This is a genomic window from Pseudonocardia sp. Cha107L01, from assembly GCF_052566575.1.
In genome coordinates, this window is the sequence record NZ_CP199579.1 from 764,787 (window position 1) to 781,726 (window position 16,940).

The 16,940-nt window shown below is 67.2% G+C and carries 16 protein-coding genes; 5 read left to right on the forward strand and 11 right to left on the reverse strand.

The window, feature by feature from the left end; genetic code table 11:
• Positions 1–514: 514 nt before the first annotated feature.
• From ACTXG6_RS03635 to ACTXG6_RS03685, 11 genes are all read right to left on the reverse strand, one after another.
• Complete coding sequence (locus tag ACTXG6_RS03635) at positions 515–1,270, reverse strand: dienelactone hydrolase family protein (protein WP_445186339.1); 756 nt, start codon at positions 1,268–1,270, stop codon at positions 515–517.
• 583 nt (positions 1,271–1,853) lie between these two features.
• Positions 1,854–2,696: a bifunctional methylenetetrahydrofolate dehydrogenase/methenyltetrahydrofolate cyclohydrolase FolD gene (gene folD, locus ACTXG6_RS03640; RefSeq protein ID WP_445186340.1), complete on the reverse strand. Its 843-nt coding sequence runs from the start codon at positions 2,694–2,696 to the stop codon at positions 1,854–1,856.
• Positions 2,697–2,715: 19 nt separating this feature from the next.
• Positions 2,716–3,639 (reverse strand): formyltetrahydrofolate deformylase, encoded by a 924-nt coding sequence (gene purU / locus ACTXG6_RS03645; protein WP_445186341.1) that lies wholly within the window; start codon positions 3,637–3,639, stop codon positions 2,716–2,718.
• Between the two features lie 11 nt (positions 3,640–3,650).
• Positions 3,651–4,232, reverse strand: coding sequence for a sarcosine oxidase subunit gamma (locus ACTXG6_RS03650; protein WP_445186342.1), 582 nt, complete (start codon positions 4,230–4,232; stop codon positions 3,651–3,653).
• 46 nt (positions 4,233–4,278) lie between these two features.
• Positions 4,279–7,149, reverse strand: a complete 2,871-nt coding sequence (locus ACTXG6_RS03655) for a 2Fe-2S iron-sulfur cluster-binding protein (protein WP_445186343.1) — start codon at positions 7,147–7,149, stop codon at positions 4,279–4,281.
• On the reverse strand, positions 7,146–7,403 hold the full coding sequence (locus tag ACTXG6_RS03660) for a sarcosine oxidase subunit delta (protein ID WP_445186344.1): 258 nt from the start codon (positions 7,401–7,403) through the stop codon (positions 7,146–7,148). The genes ACTXG6_RS03655 and ACTXG6_RS03660 overlap by 4 nt, the downstream gene beginning before the upstream one ends.
• A gap of 51 nt (positions 7,404–7,454) precedes the next feature.
• A complete protein-coding gene (locus ACTXG6_RS03665; RefSeq protein ID WP_445186345.1) occupies positions 7,455–8,606 on the reverse strand; it encodes an FAD-dependent oxidoreductase in 1,152 nt (383 codons plus the stop codon).
• Positions 8,607–8,765: 159 nt separating this feature from the next.
• Positions 8,766–10,121 (reverse strand): type III glutamate--ammonia ligase, encoded by a 1,356-nt coding sequence (gene glnT, locus ACTXG6_RS03670; protein WP_445186346.1) that lies wholly within the window; start codon positions 10,119–10,121, stop codon positions 8,766–8,768.
• Positions 10,122–10,149: 28 nt separating this feature from the next.
• Positions 10,150–11,472 (reverse strand): FMN-binding glutamate synthase family protein, encoded by a 1,323-nt coding sequence (locus tag ACTXG6_RS03675; RefSeq protein ID WP_445186347.1) that lies wholly within the window; start codon positions 11,470–11,472, stop codon positions 10,150–10,152.
• Between the two features lie 15 nt (positions 11,473–11,487).
• Entirely contained in the window at positions 11,488–12,183 is a 696-nt protein-coding gene (locus ACTXG6_RS03680; RefSeq protein WP_445186348.1) for a glutamate synthase, read from the reverse strand.
• Positions 12,180–12,860: a class II glutamine amidotransferase gene (locus ACTXG6_RS03685; protein WP_445186349.1), complete on the reverse strand. Its 681-nt coding sequence runs from the start codon at positions 12,858–12,860 to the stop codon at positions 12,180–12,182. Before ACTXG6_RS03685 ends, ACTXG6_RS03680 begins: the two co-directional genes overlap by 4 nt.
• A 181-nt stretch (positions 12,861–13,041) precedes the next feature.
• On the opposite strand from ACTXG6_RS03685, the gene ACTXG6_RS03690 reads away from it, so the two are divergent.
• The 5 genes from ACTXG6_RS03690 to ACTXG6_RS03710 all read left to right on the forward strand — a co-directional run bounded on the left by ACTXG6_RS03690 (position 13,042) and on the right by ACTXG6_RS03710 (position 16,939).
• On the forward strand, positions 13,042–13,770 hold the full coding sequence (locus ACTXG6_RS03690) for a FadR/GntR family transcriptional regulator (protein ID WP_445186350.1): 729 nt from the start codon (positions 13,042–13,044) through the stop codon (positions 13,768–13,770).
• Positions 13,771–13,915: 145 nt separating this feature from the next.
• Positions 13,916–14,653, forward strand: a complete 738-nt coding sequence (locus tag ACTXG6_RS03695; protein ID WP_445186351.1) for a FadR/GntR family transcriptional regulator — start codon at positions 13,916–13,918, stop codon at positions 14,651–14,653.
• A 77-nt stretch (positions 14,654–14,730) separates the two neighbouring features.
• Entirely contained in the window at positions 14,731–14,907 is a 177-nt protein-coding gene (locus ACTXG6_RS03700; protein ID WP_445186352.1) for a hypothetical protein, read from the forward strand.
• A 105-nt stretch (positions 14,908–15,012) separates the two neighbouring features.
• Positions 15,013–15,219 carry an FCD domain-containing protein gene (locus ACTXG6_RS03705; RefSeq protein ID WP_445189897.1) on the forward strand — a complete coding sequence of 69 codons (207 nt, stop codon included), beginning with the start codon at positions 15,013–15,015 and terminating at the stop codon, positions 15,217–15,219.
• Positions 15,220–15,427: 208 nt separating this feature from the next.
• The gene (locus tag ACTXG6_RS03710; RefSeq protein ID WP_445186353.1) at positions 15,428–16,939 is read left to right on the forward strand and encodes an APC family permease; all 1,512 of its coding nucleotides are present in this window, start codon (positions 15,428–15,430) and stop codon (positions 16,937–16,939) included.
• Position 16,940 lies beyond the last annotated feature (1 nt).

The window sequence follows — 16,940 nt, forward strand, 5'->3', positions numbered from 1 at the left end:
GCCAGCCATGCGAAACCGAGGCCAATGGGCCCGTCCATGATCCTCAGTGTCACCCACGGTCAGTGTCGGGCTATGACCGCCCCCGGGTGCTCGCCGAGTCGGCGGTCGGTCCGAGGGGAACCAGCTCGGGCGATCAGCACGCCGGACGCGCCGCCAGTGGATGTTCTTGGGCCGACCGGCGGACTGTGATCGTCTCACCGCGGGCGATCGCCATCCTCACAATCGCTGCCACAAGTCGACGAGCCGCACACGCTGCGAGAGTGATTACCCCTGCAGAGCATCAGCCCGTCGCTCAGACAGCTCAACCCGACGAGTCCGTGGCACGCGCAGTCTGTGCCCGGCGACGAGCGCTGTGACGAGACCCGCCGACCGATAGCCGACAGCAGGTCGGGTCGGGCCAGCACGTTGAATCCGGAAGCGCAGGTCCCGACTGTCGTCGGCGTCCTGCGGCATTGAAGGAAGCGACGGGACCGGAGCACGCCAGAAATGTGCCGTAGTGACCGGTAAGCACTGGTCAGCGGGTGGCCGAGCTTGGACTGACCAGATCCTCCGTCACGGGCAGGCAATCGGAGAGCAGGTCGACGACGTCGCGCCAGGCTCGCTGCGCGTGCCGTGGGTGGTAGCCGACGCCGGGGACCATGGGGTGGTCGACCGGCGGGTGGTGGAAGGCGTGCAAGGCGCCGCCGTAGACCACGAGGCGCCAGTCGACGCCCGCGGCCTGCATCTCGGCGGTGAACGCACCCCGTTGCGCGGGCGGCATGATCGGGTCTTCCGACCCGACCCCGGCCCACACCGGGCAGCGAATGCGCACCGCCTCGCCCGGTCGGCCCGTGGTCAGCGCGTTGACTGTCCCGATCGCGCGCAGGTTGACGCCGTCGCGCCCGAGTTCCAGCCCGACGGCGCCCCCGGTGCCGTAGCCGATGGCGGCGATCCGGTCGGGGTCGGTCCGCGGTTCGGCGCGCAACACGTCGAGCGCCGCATGACCGATGCCCCGCATCCGGTCGGGGTTGGCGAGCAGCGGCATGCAACGGGCCAGCATCTCCTCGGGGTCACCCAAATAGCGCCCGCCGTGAAGGTCGAAGGCCAGCGCTACGTATCCCAGCTCGGCGAGAGCATCGGCCCGGCGGCGCTCGACGTCGCTGAGCCCCATGCCCTCTGGCCCGAGCAGCACCGCTGGCCGGCGGTCGACCCCGGCCGGGAGTGCGAGGTGCCCGATCATCGTCAGACCATCGGCCGGGTACTCGACCGTGCGCGTTGTAATCGTCGTCATGAGACTGGACTTTAGTGATCGTCGAGCCCGGTCGGGCCGGGGTTCACCGCTGGCAGAACAGCGCGGATGTCCCTCTGAAATGCGGCGATGGCTCACAAGAACCGTCAAAATCCCCGTTCCCACGGCAGCGCTATCGGATCACCTGCCCAGGCCACGGCGTTGGAGGCTGACCCTAGCGGCAGGATTCTGGCGTATACCGGCCCGGCCCCCTGAAAGGGCGTCACCAGCTAGGCACCCCGCACCTACCTGCAACACATTCAAGATCTGGAGTGGGTAGTGCCGGAGTCGGCCTTGTTGCGAGACTCGGCCACAATGATGAACCACTTCGCCAGCCCCGTATGAGATGACCTGCAGCCTCCCGACTTGGCGTCGTCGCCGTGGAGGCAGACCGGCTTTCGCGGTCACTTTCGTGGAGACCTGAACGTCGAGCAGGTACTTCGCCAGCTTAGGAAGGTCCGGGCGCTCGCTCCTGCCTCCACGACCGGTCTTGTGCGGTAATTGGTCGGTAGACGCATTCGTGTCATCCATTCCTATCCTGAAGCCGTGGTCAATTTGGGGCTGACGGCGTTGCGGCGAAAACCGGTCAGGCGGCTGTTCTGAGGCGAGCTGCCTCGACCGTGTTCCACAGCAACATGGCGATGGTCATTGGTCCCACACCGCCGGGAACGGGGGTGATCGCCCCGGCAACGTCCAGAACCGCCGCGGTGTCGACATCGCCGCACAGACCGGTCTCGGTGCGGTGAATACCGACATCGATCACTGTGGCGCCGGGCTTGATCGCGTCGCGCCCGATGAGGTGGCGTACGCCGGCGGCCGCGATCAGCACGTCGGCCCGACGGCAGATCACCGGCAGGTCCCTGGTGTAGCGGTGACATATCGTGACTGTGGCGTCTCGCTGCAACAACAGCTGGGCTTGCGGCCGGCCGACCAGGTTGGACCTGCCGACCACGACCGCATTTGCGCCGGCCAGCGGCACACCTGCTCTGTCGAGCAAGCGCATCACCCCGGCCGGCGTGCACGGCCGTAGTCCGGTCACCCCCGACGCGAGCCGCCCAGCGCTGGTCTCGGTGAGCCCGTCGACGTCCTTGTCCGGGTCAATCCGGGCGAGCAGGTCCACCGCGTCCAGATGTTTCGGCAGCGGCAGCTGCAGCAGAATTCCGGTCACCGCCGGATCGGCGTTCAGCTCGTCGATGATCTCGGCCAGCTCCACCTGCGAGATCTCCGCCGGCAGATGCCGATGCAGATCCCGCATGCCCGCCTTGACGCACAGCCGACGTTTGTTCCGTACGTAAATCTCCGATGCCGGATCATCTCCGACCAGCAGAGTGGCAAGCCCCGGCGCTTCCTCGAGCAGAGCGACCTCCCGAGTGACCTCCTCCCGCAGTTCGGCGGCGGCGGCCTTACCGTCGATAATCAGCGCGGACATGCTCAAACTCCTCGGTTCCTCAGAAGACGATCGTCGTGAGACCGTTGACCAGTACCCGGTCTTCGCTGTGCCAGGTCACCGCGCGGGCGAGAACGCTCCGTTCGATGTCGGCGCCGAGTCGGACCAGGTCGGCAGAGCTGTGCCGGTGCGACACCCGGATGACGTCCTGCTCGATGATCGGGCCTTCGTCCAGGTCCTCGGTGGCGTAGTGCGCGGTCGCGCCGATCAACTTCACGCCGCGTTCCTTGGCCCGCTCATAGGGCCCGGCACCGGCGAACGCGGGGAGGAACGAGTGGTGGATGTTGATCACCGGTACGCCGATTCGTTCCAGGAGGTCGCCGGAGAGGATCTGCATGTAGCGGGCCATCACGACCAGGTCGACCCGCCCGGCGAGCAGGTCGAGTTGACGCTGCTCGGCATCCGCTTTTGTCGCCCTGGTCACCGGGATGTGCTCGTAGGGCACCCCGAACCCGGCGACCTCGACCTCCAGGTCCGGGTGGTTGGACACCACCTGGACGATGTCGATCGGCAACTCACCGCGCCGCCACCGCCACAGCAGGTCGAGCAGACAGTGGTCGTAGCGGGACACGAACACCGCGACCCTCGGCGGCACTGACACGTCGCGCAACCGGAACGTCATGTCGAACCGGCCTGCGATCTCCTCGGCGAATGTCCGCTCCAGCTCGGGCAACGCCTCGGTGAGCCCCGGTAGGTGGAAGACCAGCCGCTGGAAGAATCGGCCGCCGCTGGCGTTGGTGGTTTCCTGGTCGTATTGCACGATGTTGGCGCCTCGCGCGTGCAGGAACGCGGTCACCGCCGCGACGATCCCTGGCCGGTCCTGGCAGGACGCGGTCAGCCTGCCGAGGTCTTCCGGCAGGCCCGGGGTCAAGGAGGCCTTGCGGTCCGGGTTGGCACTGCGCTGGACCGTCGATTGCACGGTCATGATCACTCCTGTCAGATACCGGGCGAGGTGAACGCGTCTATGTCGATGTCGAACTCGGCGCCCGCGTCCAGCAGGCACTCGGCCAGGTATTGGCCCGAGGAGCGCTCGCAGTGCAGTAGATAGGACCGCACGCCCGCGTCGTCGTCGCGGACCACGTCGGTCGTGATTCTGGCGACCGAGGACCGGAACGCGGCACCGTTCGGGGTCACCGTGTCGGCGAGGTCGACGGCGCACAGCTTGGCCAGCAGCGCAGCCGAGTCGGCACCGCGCAACCGGACCAGTGCCCGACCGTGGGTCAGCTCGACCACCGACGCGAACTCACCGGACTCGTGAGCGATCCGGTTCAGCTCGTCGCGCAGCCGAGAACCCGAGTCGGGTGGGCCGAGGACGAGCCACTCCCCCGGACCCGAACCGACGACCAGGCCGAGCGACGGATGCCGCCCGGTACGGCCGAACGGTGTGCCCAGGGCACGCCGTACCGCGCCGCCCTCCGGTGCGCGGACCGAGACCTTCGCCAATGGGGTGACGTCGGTGAGGGTGAGCTCGCCCGTTGCGCGTCGGGTACCGACCTCCCACCCGTCGCTGCTGCGCACTGGACCCGCCACTGCGATCGGCCCTCTGGCCAATGGGGTAGGAGAATCAGACACGTTGGCGCTTGCCTTCCGGGTCGAAGTGGGCGTGCTCGGCGGTCACCTCGGCGTCGATGTCCCGCCCGTCGTGCAGGCGCACGGTGACCCGGGTGCCCGGCTCGGCCAGGTGTGGGTCGAGCTGACCGAGGCAGATCGAGCGGTTCAGCGTCGGCGACATCCGGCTGGAGGTGATCCGGCCGACGATGTGGCCACCGTCGCTGATGATCTGGCTGGCTTCCTGGGGCACGATGTTCGGGTCCAGCGGCTGCAGCCCGACGAGCCTCGGGTAGTTCGCCCGGTCGGCCTGCCAACGCAGCTCCGTCTTCCCGACGAAGTCCTCCTTGTCCAGCTTGATCGCCCAGTCCAGGCCGGCGGTGTAGGCCTGGGTGAGTCCGTCGGTGTCCTGGCCGACGATGAAGTGGCCCTTCTCCAGCCGCAGGATGCGCTGCGCCTCGACACCGAACGGGCGGATGCCGAGGTCCGCGCCGGTGGCCAGCAGCCGCTCCCAGACATGTAGCCCGTAGCTCGCCGGTACGTGCAGCTCGTAGGAGAGCTCGCCGGTGAACCCGATCCGCCACAGCACGCAGTCGGCGACGCCGGCGACGGTGCCCGTGCGCACGTTCATGTAGTCGAACGCCTCAGGTCTCAGGTCAACACCCTCGACGAGGCGCTCGAGCAGCTCCCTGCAGTGCGGCCCGGCGACGTTGATGCTGGCGTACGCGGTGGTCACCGGCGTGACGTGCACCTGCCAGTCCGGGTGTTCGGTCTGCAGCCAGTTCTCCACCCACTCCCACACCGATGCGGCGCCGGAGGAGGTGGTGGACATCAGGTAGTGGTCCTCGCCGAGCCTGCCGGTGACACCGTCGTCCATGACCACGCCGTCCTCGGCGCACATCACGCCGTAGCGAACCCGGCCGACGCCGAGCTTGGACCACTTGTTGACGTAGAGCAGGTTCAGCAGCTTGGGCACGTCCGGACCGCGCAGGTCGAGCTTGCCGATCGGCGTCACGTCGATGATGCCGACGTTCTCCCGGACGTTGCGCACCTCGCCGACCGGGTCGCCGTAGTGCTCCGGGCGAATCCACTGCCCGGCGACGAGTGGCACCGCGCCGTGCTGGGCGTGCCACGATTGCATCGGTGAGTAGCGCACCGGCTCGAACTTGCGTCCGGCCAGCGCGCCGAGGGTGGGCGGGGTGTACATCGGCCGCCAGGTGGTCACCCCGGTCTCGGCGATGCTGCGACCGGTTGCCGCCGCGACCAACGCCACAGTGTTGACCGACTCCAGCTTGCCCTGCGCCGGACCCATCGTCGCCGTGGTGTAGCGCTTGACCAGCTCGGACGAGTCGTAGCCTTCCTTGACAGCGGTGAAGATGTCCTTTGCCGAGACGTCCTCGGAGAAGTCAACGAAGCCGCCACCGGGGGTGAAGAACAGCTCGGGGTGTGGCAGCAGCGCCAACGTCGGGATGGCTACCGGATCGCTGGGCTGAACCGACCCGCTCGCGGCGTCCGGGTCCAAGGTGGCCCGGCCGGCGTTCCACCGGTTGGCCAGTCCCAGAGCCCGCCGGGCGGCTTCTCGTCCGACAGCATCGCCGTGCGTGCGCAGCTCCGCCAGGGTGCCGTCGCCCGTGAGGCCGCCGGTGGCCAGCACCGTGTCAGGCATCCGGGTCGTATCCGGTACGAAGCGCGCGGCCTCCGGCCGGTAGACCGGTGTCACGCCGGACATGTTCAGCAGCGAGGTGGGCGCGGTCCAGCCCACGGCGGTGACCAGCAGGTCGCAGTCGATCCGCCGGCCGCCGGCCAGCTCCACACCGGTCAACTGATTCGTGCCGAGCGCCTTCAGCCCGCCCTGATGAGTCCGCGCATCGACCTCGACGACCTCGACACCGGCCGCCCGCAGGTCCGTCGCCGCCGCGTCACCCTCCGGGTTGGCGGAGAACACAACGGCGCGCTTACCGGGCCGCACCGCATACAGGTTGATGAGCCGGCGTACCGCCGTGGACAGCATCACTCCCGGCAGGTCGTTGCCGGCGAACACGTAGGGCCGCTCGATCAGCCCTGCCGCCACCACCAGCGTCTTGACCCGGGCCTTGATCAGCCGCTCCGCCACGTTCGGCAGGTTGCGTTGGAAGACGGCCACCCAGTTGTCGTCGTAGCGGGCCGCGGCCACGGAGTCGGTGAGCACCTCGATGCCCGGCTCCGCGCGCACCGCCGCCTCCAGCTCGGCGAGTGCGGTCAGCTCCTCGGCGCTACCCCAGCGCAGGTGGCCACCGAGCTGGTGCTCCTGCTCCACCAGCATGACCGAGGCGCCGCCTCGGGCGGCGGCGAGCGCGGCGCTCAGCCCCGCCGGCCCCGCGCCGACGACCAGCACGTCCGGGTGGGCGTAGCGCTTGTCGAAATAGTCGGACGGGGTGTTCGGCGGGACCTCGCCGGCGTGCACGAACTTGCGCAACACCTTCTCGTATGTGGGCCACAGCCGTTCCGGCTTGATGAACGTCTTGTAGTAGAAGCCGGTGGCGAGGAACCGGCCGGCGAGCCGGTTGACCGCCTTGATGTCGTACTTCAGCGACGGCCAGGTGTTCTGTGACCGCACATCGAGGCCCGGCGCGGCCAACCGGTGCGCGGCGCGCACGTTGGGTTCGTCGCCGACCTGGACCTGGCAACCCGGATCGAAGATGTCGGCGGTGAGCAGCCCGCGCGGTCGGTGGTATTTGTAGCTGCGTGAGAAGACCCGGACACCGGCGGCGGCCAGCGCCGAGGCGATCGTGTCACCGGGATGGCCTGCGTACCGGACGCCGTTCCAGCTGAACACGAAGGTATTCGACCGGTCGATGACCTCGCCGGGCTGCTCGGGCAGCCGGGAGGATGGTTTCGCGGTACTCATGACCGACCTCCCGCGCCGACGCGACGTACCTGGTTGCTGCCGGTATGGCGCTCCAGGGAGAAGTAACGCCGGCAGCCGGTGCCGTGGTACCAGGTCTCCCTGGCCCAGCCGAGCGGATTCTGGTGGAAGTACAGATAGCGGCGCCATTGGGCCGGAGTGGCCTTGTCCGGCTCGGGCCGCGATTTCGCCTCGCCGACATAACGGAACTCGCTCACATTGCGATTTCCACACGACGGGCACGGCAATAACATCATGACTGATCTCCGTGTCAAATCTAGGGGGTAATCTGGCCCGTGGGATGGTTTCTAGTGACCCACAGCGGCGGCACCCTTTTCGCCCACCAGGTGACCAGCCTCGAACCGGTCCAGCCCGAATGCGGAAATAATCTCCGGCGGACGTTCGTTGGCGATACAGCTGGCCATTGCCTCACCCGATACCGGTCCGGCTTTGAAACCGTAGGTGCCCCAGCCGACGTCGACATAGAACCCGCCGACCGGGGTCGGGCCCATGATCGGTGAGTAGTCCGGCGTCATGTCGCACAGCCCGGCCCACTGCCGCAGCAGCCGCATCTTGGACACAGCGGGCATCAGCTCCAGCACGTGCCCGGCGAGTCCTTCGACGAACTCGAGCGAACCGCGTGTCGAGTAGGAGGCGAACGGGTCGACGCTGGCGCCGAACACAAGCTCGCCCCTGTCGGTCTGGCTGACGTAGGTGTGCAGCGTCCCGGACACCACCACGGTGTCGAGGAACGGCTTCACCGGCTCGGTGACCGCCGCCTGCAGCGGGAACGTCTGCACCGGCATGGACACCCCGGCAAGGTCCGAGATCAGCGTCGACCAACCGGCCGTGCAGTTGACCACCACTTGGGTGTTGATGCGGTTGCCGTCAGCGGTGCGCACCCCGACAACCCGATCGGCCTCGACGTCGATGCCCACCAGCTCGGTGTTCTGGTGGATGTGCACGCCCAGCGCGTCCGCCGCCCTGGCGTAGCCCCAGACCACGGCGTCGTGGCGGATGATCCCGCCCGGAGGGTGGTACAGCGCCCCGAGGATCGGATACCTGGTCTGCGCCGAGGTGTCCAGGTAGGGCACCAACTTCTTGATCTCCTCCGGCCCGATGACGCTGGAGTCGACGCCCTGCAGCTTGTTCACCTCGGCCCGCCACGCCATGGTGCGCAGCGAGCTGTCGTTGTGCGCCAAGGTGAGGTGCCCGCGCTGGGAGAACATCACGTTGAAGTTCAGGTCGGCAGCCAGGTGCTCGTACAACTTCACTGAGCGGTCGTAGAACCGGATGCCCTCCGGTGTCAGGTAGTTGGACCGCAGGATCGCGGTGTTGCGGCCCGAACCACCCGACCCGATGTAGGACTTCTCCAACACCGCGACGTTCGTGATTCCGTGATTGTGTGCCAGATAGTAAGCGGTGGCCAGACCGTGCACACCGCCACCGATGATGACCACGTCGTAACTACTTTTGACCGGATGGTGTCGAAATGTGCGCGGCCAATCACCGCCGGTTAACCCGTGCTTCAGCAGACTCCACGCGGAATACTTAAGAGCACGCCGACCACTGCTACTAGTTCCGTTCCCGGCCATTAGTAAATCTCCTGTTCCCCGTTGTTAGGCGAGGGTGAGGTATCGGTCGATTTCCCACTGCGAGACGGTCGAGTGGTATGCATCGAACTCGGCCTGCTTGACCCGGGCGAAGTAGTCGATGAAGTCGCTGCCGTCCGGCAGGCTCCCGAGCCCGGCACGCAGCACCGGGTCCTTCACCAGTTCCTCCACGGCCCGGTCCAGTGTCTTCGGCAGGTGGGTGATTCCGCGCTCCGCCACCTCGGCGAGGGACAGCGCGAACAAGTTGTCGGTGACCGGCTCACCGGGGTCGAGCCCTCGATCGACACCGTCCAGGCCGCCCGAGAGCAGGGCGGCGGACGCCAGGTACGGGTTCGCGGAGCCGTCCGGGCCCCGGTGCTCGACCCGTCCGCCGGCGGGCACCCGCAGCAGCAGGCTGCGGTTGTTGCCGCCGTACGCCACGTAGGCCGGCGCCCAGGTCGCCCCGGAGTCGGGCGCGCCGACACCGATGCGCTTGTAGGAGTTCACCGTTGGACAAATCACGCCGGCGGATGCCGGTCCGTGCTCCATCAAGCCAGCGATGAACTGGTAGGCCAGCTTGGACAAGCCCAACGCGTCGTCGTCGGCGGCGAACAGCGGTCGGTCGTTCGTATCCCACAGGCTCAGGTGGGTGTGCAGGCCGTTGCCGGTGACGTTGGTGAACGGCTTGGGCATGAACGATGCCGTCATCCCGGCATCGTGGGCCAGCATGTGCACCATGTAGCGGAAGAAGATCGTCCGGTCTGCCGTGGTGACCGCGTCGGAGTAGTCGAAGTTGCTCTCGAACTGCCCGTTGCCGTCCTCGTGGTCGTTGGCGTAGTTGCCCCAGCCCAGCTGGTTCATGTGGCGGGACAGCGTGGACAGGAAGTCCCACATCCGGGTCAGGCCCTTGACCTCGTAACAGGGCTTGCTCGAGGTGTCCAACCCGTCGGCGACCACCAGCCCGCCGTTATCGGTGCGCCGCAGCAACGAGTATTCCGCCTCGACGCCGGTCTTGAGCACCCAGCCGCGCTGCTCGGCCAGTTCCTTCAGTAGCCGCTTGAGGATCACCCGAGGCGCATACGGCCACGGGTCGTCACCCACGTACGGATCGCAGTGCAGCACCGCGATCCCGTCCTTCCACGGCACCTTGGTGTAGGAGGCGGGATCGGGCAGCACCGTGATGTCCGGGTCAGCGGGCCCCTGGCCGAGGTCTCCGGCGGCGAAGCCGGCGAACCCGGCGCCGCCATCCATCAAGAGGTTCAGGCTGGATCTCGGTACCGCCTTGGCGCACGGCTTGCCGTGCAGATCCACGAACATGGCGAGGAAGAACTCGACCCCGTCCTCGTCCGCGCGCGCGGCCAGCTCGTCCCGTCCGTCACCCATGCCAACTCCTTCGTAGTGGTGGGTAGTTCTAGAGACCCTGTCCCGGGATCCAGGAGGTGCCCGCGAGCGGTACCCGTGCCATAGCGGCGGCTTCGATGGTCAGTGCGACCAGGTCTTCCGGTTCCAGGTGGCGCAGGTGGGCCTTGCCGCAGGCCCGGGCCAGAGTCTGCGCTTCCAGGGTCAGCACCCGCAGGTAGTTGGCCACCCGCCGGCCGCCCTCGACCGGGTCGAGCCGGGCGGCCAGTTCCGGGTCCTGGGTGGTGATCCCGGCTGGGTCGCGGCCGTCCTGGTAGTCGTCGTAGTAGCCCGGTGCCGAGCCGAGCGCCGCGTACTCGTCGGCGTAGCGGGGGTGGTTGTCGCCGAGCGCGATCAGCGCGGCCGTGCCGATGGCTACCGCGTCGGCACCGAGCGCCATCGCCTTGGCCACGTCGGCGCCGGTGCGGATACCGCCGGAGATGATCAGTTGGACCTTGCGGTGCAGACCCAGCTCGGCCAGCGCCTGCACGGCCTGCGGGATCGCGGCCAACGTGGGGATGCCGACGTGCTCGATGAACACGTCCTGGGTGGCGGCGGTGCCCCCCTGCATGCCGTCCACCACTACCACGTCAGCGCCGGCGGCGACCGCGAGCTTCACGTCGTAGTACGTGCGGGTGGCGCCGACCTTGACATAGATCGGCTTCTGCCAGTCGGTGATCTCTCGCAGTTCCAGAATCTTGATGGTCAGATCGTCCGGTCCGGTCCAGTCCGGGTGCCGGCAGGCGCTGCGCTGGTCGATGCCGGCCGGCAGGGTGCGCATCTCGGCGACCCGGTCGCTGATCTTCTGTCCGAGCAGCATGCCACCACCACCGGGCTTCGCACCCTGACCGAGCACGATCTCGATTGCGTCAGCGGCACGCAGGTCGTCCGGATTCATCCCGTAACGGGACGGCAGGTACTGGTAGACGAGCTGCTTGGAGTGGCCGCGCTCCTCCGGCGTCATGCCGCCGTCACCGGTGGTGGTCGAGGTACCCACCTCGCTGGCTCCGCGCCCCAGTGCCTCTTTCGCCTGCGCGGACAACGCGCCGAAGCTCATCCCCGCAATGGTGACCGGGATGTCCAAGTGCAGCGGCCGGTTCGCATGCCGGTCACCGAGCACGACGTCGGTGTCGCAGCGTTCCCGGTAGCCCTCCAGCGGGTAGCGCGACATGCTCGCACCCAGGAAAAGCAGGTCATCGAAATGCGGCAGCGCCCGCTTGGCGCCCCAGCCTCGGATGTCGTAGATACCGGTCTCAGCGGCCTTCTGGATGCCGGCGATCGTGGCGCGGTCGAACGTGGCGGACTCGCGCAACCCACGCAGAGCGGGATCGGTCATCGTGGCCCCCTGGACTTAGTAAGCGGCGGAGTTGTGCGCGGCAAAGTGGTAGAGCCGCCGGGCAGAACCGAACCGGCGGAACTCGGCGGGATTGTGCGTCAGCCCGGCGGCCACGAGCAGCTGGGAGAGCTCGGCGACGTGCTCGTCACGCATCGGCTTCTCGATGCAGTCCGCGCCGAGTGAACCGACCCGGCCTCGGACGTACAGCCGCGCCTCGTAGATCGAGTCGCCCAGCCCGTCGCCGGCATCACCGCAGACGACCAGCCGGCCGGCCTGCGCCATGAACGCACTCATCGGGCCGATGTCCCCCCCGACCACGATGTCGATGCCCTTCATCGAGATACCGCAGCGCATCGACGCGCTGCCCTCGATGACCAGCAGGCCGCCGTGCCCGGTCGCCCCGGCCGACTGCGACGCGTTGCCCCGCACCCGCACCGATCCGGACATCATGTTCTCCGCGACCCCGGTGCCCACACTGCCGTGCACCGTGACGTCGGCGAACATGTTCATCCCGGCGCAGTAGTAGCCGGCCGGACCGTGGACCTCCACCTCGATCGCATGCCGCAGCCCGACCGCGATCGCCTCCGCACCGCGCGGGTTGTGCACCTCGTAACGCCGGGCGGTCGGCTTGTGCAGCTCCGCGTTCAGCTCGCGTACCGAGGTCGTGGTGAGGTCGACCTTCATCAACTCCTGAACCGGCTCACCACTCATCGGGACCACGCGTAGACCGTCTCCGGCTCAGGCTCGAAAATGCGCGCGGTGCTGATGCCCGGCAGCTCGGCCAGCGCGTGAAATTCCGAGGCCATCGCCACGTAGCCGTCCGTCTCGGCGATCACAGCGGGTTTGCAGGCGAACGAGTCGCGCAGCACCGCGAACTGGTTTGCCGTGGTGACCAGCAGGGTGAAGAAGCCGTCGAACTCCTTGAGTACCATCCGCATCGCGTCCGCCAGGTCGGCTCCGTTGCTCAGCTCCCGTCCGATGAACCGGGCGGCCACCTCGGAGTCGTTCTCCGTGGTGCACTCGATGCCGTCATAGGCCAACTGCCGGCGCACCGAGGCGTGGTTAGAGAACGAGCCGTTGTGCACCAGCGCAAGATCCGGCAGCGGGGTGAACGGGTGCGCACCCTCGGTGGTGACTGCCGACTCGGTGGCCATCCGGGTGTGACCGGCGGCCTGGTAGCCGGCCCGCAGCGCGACACCGTTGCGCTCGCAGATCTCCCTCGGACGTCCGACGTCCTTGATCACCGTCATACCGGCGTCGTCGTACAGCGCGACACCGGCGCTGTCCGGCCCGCGCGACGTCATCGCCTCCAGCATCGGCACCAAGAGCTCACCGAGCCGCGGCTGCAGCTCGGGACTCTTCAGATGCAGCCCGACAATCCCGCACATGCGCCGACGCTCCCCTCCATCGTGGCGAAGGACGCACCAGATCCGCCATCCGCCGATTGGTATTAGGTCCCAACTTAAGACCTTTAATAGGTCACCATCTGACTCGAGACTTGTCAAGGCCACCGAGCGGAGGCGCCACCCGACGTTGGGTGGGCCCGTATAACCTCACCAGGTGGCCCACGTGACAGCGCAGTCCGTGTCGCAGGTCGTCGCCGACCATCTCCGTCGATTGATCCACCGGGGAGACATCGGCCCGGGCGACCGCCTGCCAGCCGAACGAGACCTAGCCGAACAGCTCGGCGTGGCGCGGATCAGTCTGCGAGACGCGATCAAGAGCTTGCAGAACGACGGCTACGTCGAGGTTCGCCGGGGGGCGCGCGGAGGCACCTACGTGATCGAACTCGACGAGCCGGTTGCCCGCTGGCGAGCCAGGATGCGCACCGAGTCCGGCGAGTTCGACGACATCGTCGACTACCGCATCGCCTTGGAGACCGAGGCAGCCCGGTTGGCAGCGGTCAGGCGGAATCAGGCACATCTCGTCACGTTGCGCACAGCGATCAGCAAGCTCGAACAGGCCGGCAACCGCGCGGCGTTCCGGCTCGCCGACTCCCAGTTCCACGCCGGGCTGGCGCACGCGGCCGGCAATACCCGACTGGAGAGCGCGATCGAGGCAGCGCGCGCCGACCTGTTCGCCACCCACGACCTGATCCCGTACATCAACCCGATCGCCGAGTCTGTCCACGATCACCAGAGGATCTACCAGGCGGTACGCGACCGCGACCCGGACTCGTCGGCCGCCGCGGTGCGCGAGCACATCGAGAACGCACGAACCCAGCTCTGGGACATCGTTTTCGGTTCAGCTCCGGCAGTCACTCCTGGTGAGGATTCGTCCACGATCCCCGCCGGTTAACAACTCATCCTGTGAGTTCGGGCCGAGCTCGACGCTACCTCCAGCGGGTCCGAGTCCCGACCCGGACCATCGACGACGTGTCCTGTCAACCCCTCGGGTGAGATGGCGCCGACCAGGGTCATCCGGCGCGTATAACCTCAGAGTCATGGCCAACGAGGTGACCTCCCAGACGCTGTCGCAAGCCGTCGCCGAGCACCTCCGCCGCCTGATCCACCTGGGAGAGCTCAGCCCGGGCGATCGCCTGCCGGCCGAGCGGGACCTCGCCAAGCAGCTGGGCGTCGCCCGGATCAGCCTGCGAGAAGCGATCAAGTCTCTGCAGAACGACGGTTACGTCCAAGTACGCCGGGGTGCTCTGGGAGGCACCTACATCATCGAGTTGGACGAACCGGTCGCCCGCTGGCGGGCCCGGATGCGGACTGAATCCGGAGCGTTCGACGACATCGTCGACTTCCGCATCGGATTGGAGACTGAGGCGGCGCGACTGGCCGCGTGCCGGCGAAGCCACACCGACCTGGGCGCACTGTTGGAGTCGATCAACGATCTGGAGCGGGCGGAGGGGCGTGCGGCGTTCCGCCTCGCCGACTCGCAGTTCCACGCTGCCCTGGCCCAAGCATCGGGCAATGCCCGATTGCGGGAAGCGATCGAGTCGGCGCGCGCCGAGCTGTTCGGAACCCACGACCTGCTCACCTACACCAACCCGATCGCGGAGTCGGTCCGCGATCACAGGGCCATCTACCAAGCAATATGCGACAGTGACCCGGACGCGGCAGTCTCCGCCACCCGCGAGCACATCGAGAACGCCCGGGCCCAGCTGCGCCAGATCGTCTTCGACTCCGATGCGCCGGCCTCAGCCGGCACGGCCCCGCGGGGTTCAGCCGGCTAGGCAATGCCCGCCATTCCGCCGCACTCCCGCACGTCGACCGCATCATCACGGACCAGCAGCAGGAGGGATACGTACAGGTGCGACGGGGTGCTCTCGGCGGCACCTACGTCACCGAGCTGATCGAGCCACTGGAGAAGTGGCGGATGCGCATGCGAAGCCAGACCGGCGAGTTCGACGACCTCATCGACCTCCGCAATGCCCTGGAGACCCAGACCGCCCGTCTGGCCGCGATTCGCCGCGACCGTCCGACCTGACAAGGCTGCGCACCTCGATAAAGAGCCTCGGCCGGGTCAGCAGCGGCCACTCCGCGTTCCGGCTCAGCGACGCCCAGTTCCACGCCTGGCTCGCCCGGGCAGCCGATCGAAGGGTCTCGCCGAGACCACCAGCAGATCTACGAGGCCGTGCGGGACGGCAACCCCGGCACCGCCGCGAGCGCGATGCGTGAGCACATCGAGCGCACCCGTCACCAACTCCGGCAGATCGTTTTCGGCTCGGGCAACGGTTCCATTCAGCCAACCCCCTGGCCGGCGCCACGCCGCTGGCCAGCACAGCAAGACGCTCAGTGAGCCTTGACACTGCCTTGACACGATGGTCTGATGAGTGCGGTTCGAGGTCCGGACCTCGAACCACTGGCCTCTCGTGTGTGCACATTCTGTGACAGGCAGGCGGACCGTCGCCTCGGCAACGTGGGCCAACGCCCACCCCATACCAGTTCTCGTGTGAAGGCGCCTCCCCGCTGTGCCAGGAGCGTGCCGTGATACGGAGGCGCCCAGCATGGACTCGGCCAACAGCAATGACGCTCTCGGCACCGGCCTGCGGCAACAGACGAACTGGTGGGGCGCGTTCGTCATCGGACTCGCCGGCACCATCCTGGTCACCGGGATCGCGCCGCTGGCGGTGGCCGGCATGGGCGCCTCAGCGGTGTTCTACATGGGCATCAACACCGTCTTCGGTCTCATCCTTTGCCTGTGTCTGGCCGAGATGGCAGCAATGTGGCCGGACCGAGCGGGTGGAGTGCCCTCATACGCCGCCGAGTCGTTTCGTCCGCTGGTCGGCGACCGGGCCGCCCGACATATCGGCGGCTTCTCCGGATGGTCGTACTGGCTGGGCTGGTTTCCGGTCGCCCCAATTAACATGATCCTTACTGCCTCCTACGTGACCTCCTTGCTCGAACTTCCTCAGGGGAAAAGCATCGATCCGTTCGGCTCAGTGGGAGCACCAGTCACCTACACGGTGCTGACGATCTCCCTCGTAGGTTTGGCTCTGCTTTACATTCCCTGTCATTTCGGCATCCGCCTCGGTGCCGGGTTTGCGACGGTGCTCGGTGTGCTGTCTATGCTCCCGCTCACCGCATTGGTGTTCCTCCCCTTCTTCAAGGCCGGCAGCTTCGACATTCACAACCTGATCGGTCTCCACCTTCCCGCCGGAGTCACGGGGAGCCCGGCATTCTACTTCGGCTGGATGTTCCCCATCACCTGGAACGTGATCGCGATGGAGGCGGCCGCGTGCTACATCGGGGAGTGCCGCCAGCCCGCACGGGACGCCAAGATCGCCATGACCGCGGAAGGTATATACGGGGTGTTCATCTACGTGATGACACCCATTGTGTTCGTCGGTGTGCTGGGCGCGGCATTGTCGACAGCGGACCCGCTGACCTTGTACACAGATTTCGCCCGCCACCTGTTCGGCGCGACAAGCTGGGTCAAATGGTTCATCGGGATTCCCCTCATCTTGGCGTTGCTGCTGTCGGTGCTCAACGCGATCATGGGTGTGGGCCGGTCGATTTACCAGGCCTCCGAGGACGGCATGCTGCCACGCTGGTTCCAACGAACGAACCGCCACGGGGTGCCCGGCCGGGCAATGGCGTTCAACGTCGTCTGTTCGATGATCGTTGTGCTCTTCGGCTCGCCCGCCCGGATCTATATCTTCTCTAACGCCGGCTATCTTTTCGCCTGCGCTCTGGCACTTGCCGGATATTTCGTGCACCGGCAGCTCCGACCAGATGTCGAGCGTCCATACCGACTCCCAGGATTCGTCCGCTGGATCGCACTCGCCATATTTGCGTTCTGGATGGTGGTGTACTGGTACGGAGGTTTCAACGCCCCCCACATCGTCGTGGGACCCAACGAATCCCCATTCCTCTTCTTGCTCGGTCTGGCAATAATGTGCGCCTACTTCCCCTTGTACTGGTGGCGGGCAGCCTCCGACCGGCGGAACCCCGGCCGCGCCACCTCCACTTCCACGCCCCAGACGGTAGGAGTCGCGACAAAGGGGCCGGAGGAATGAA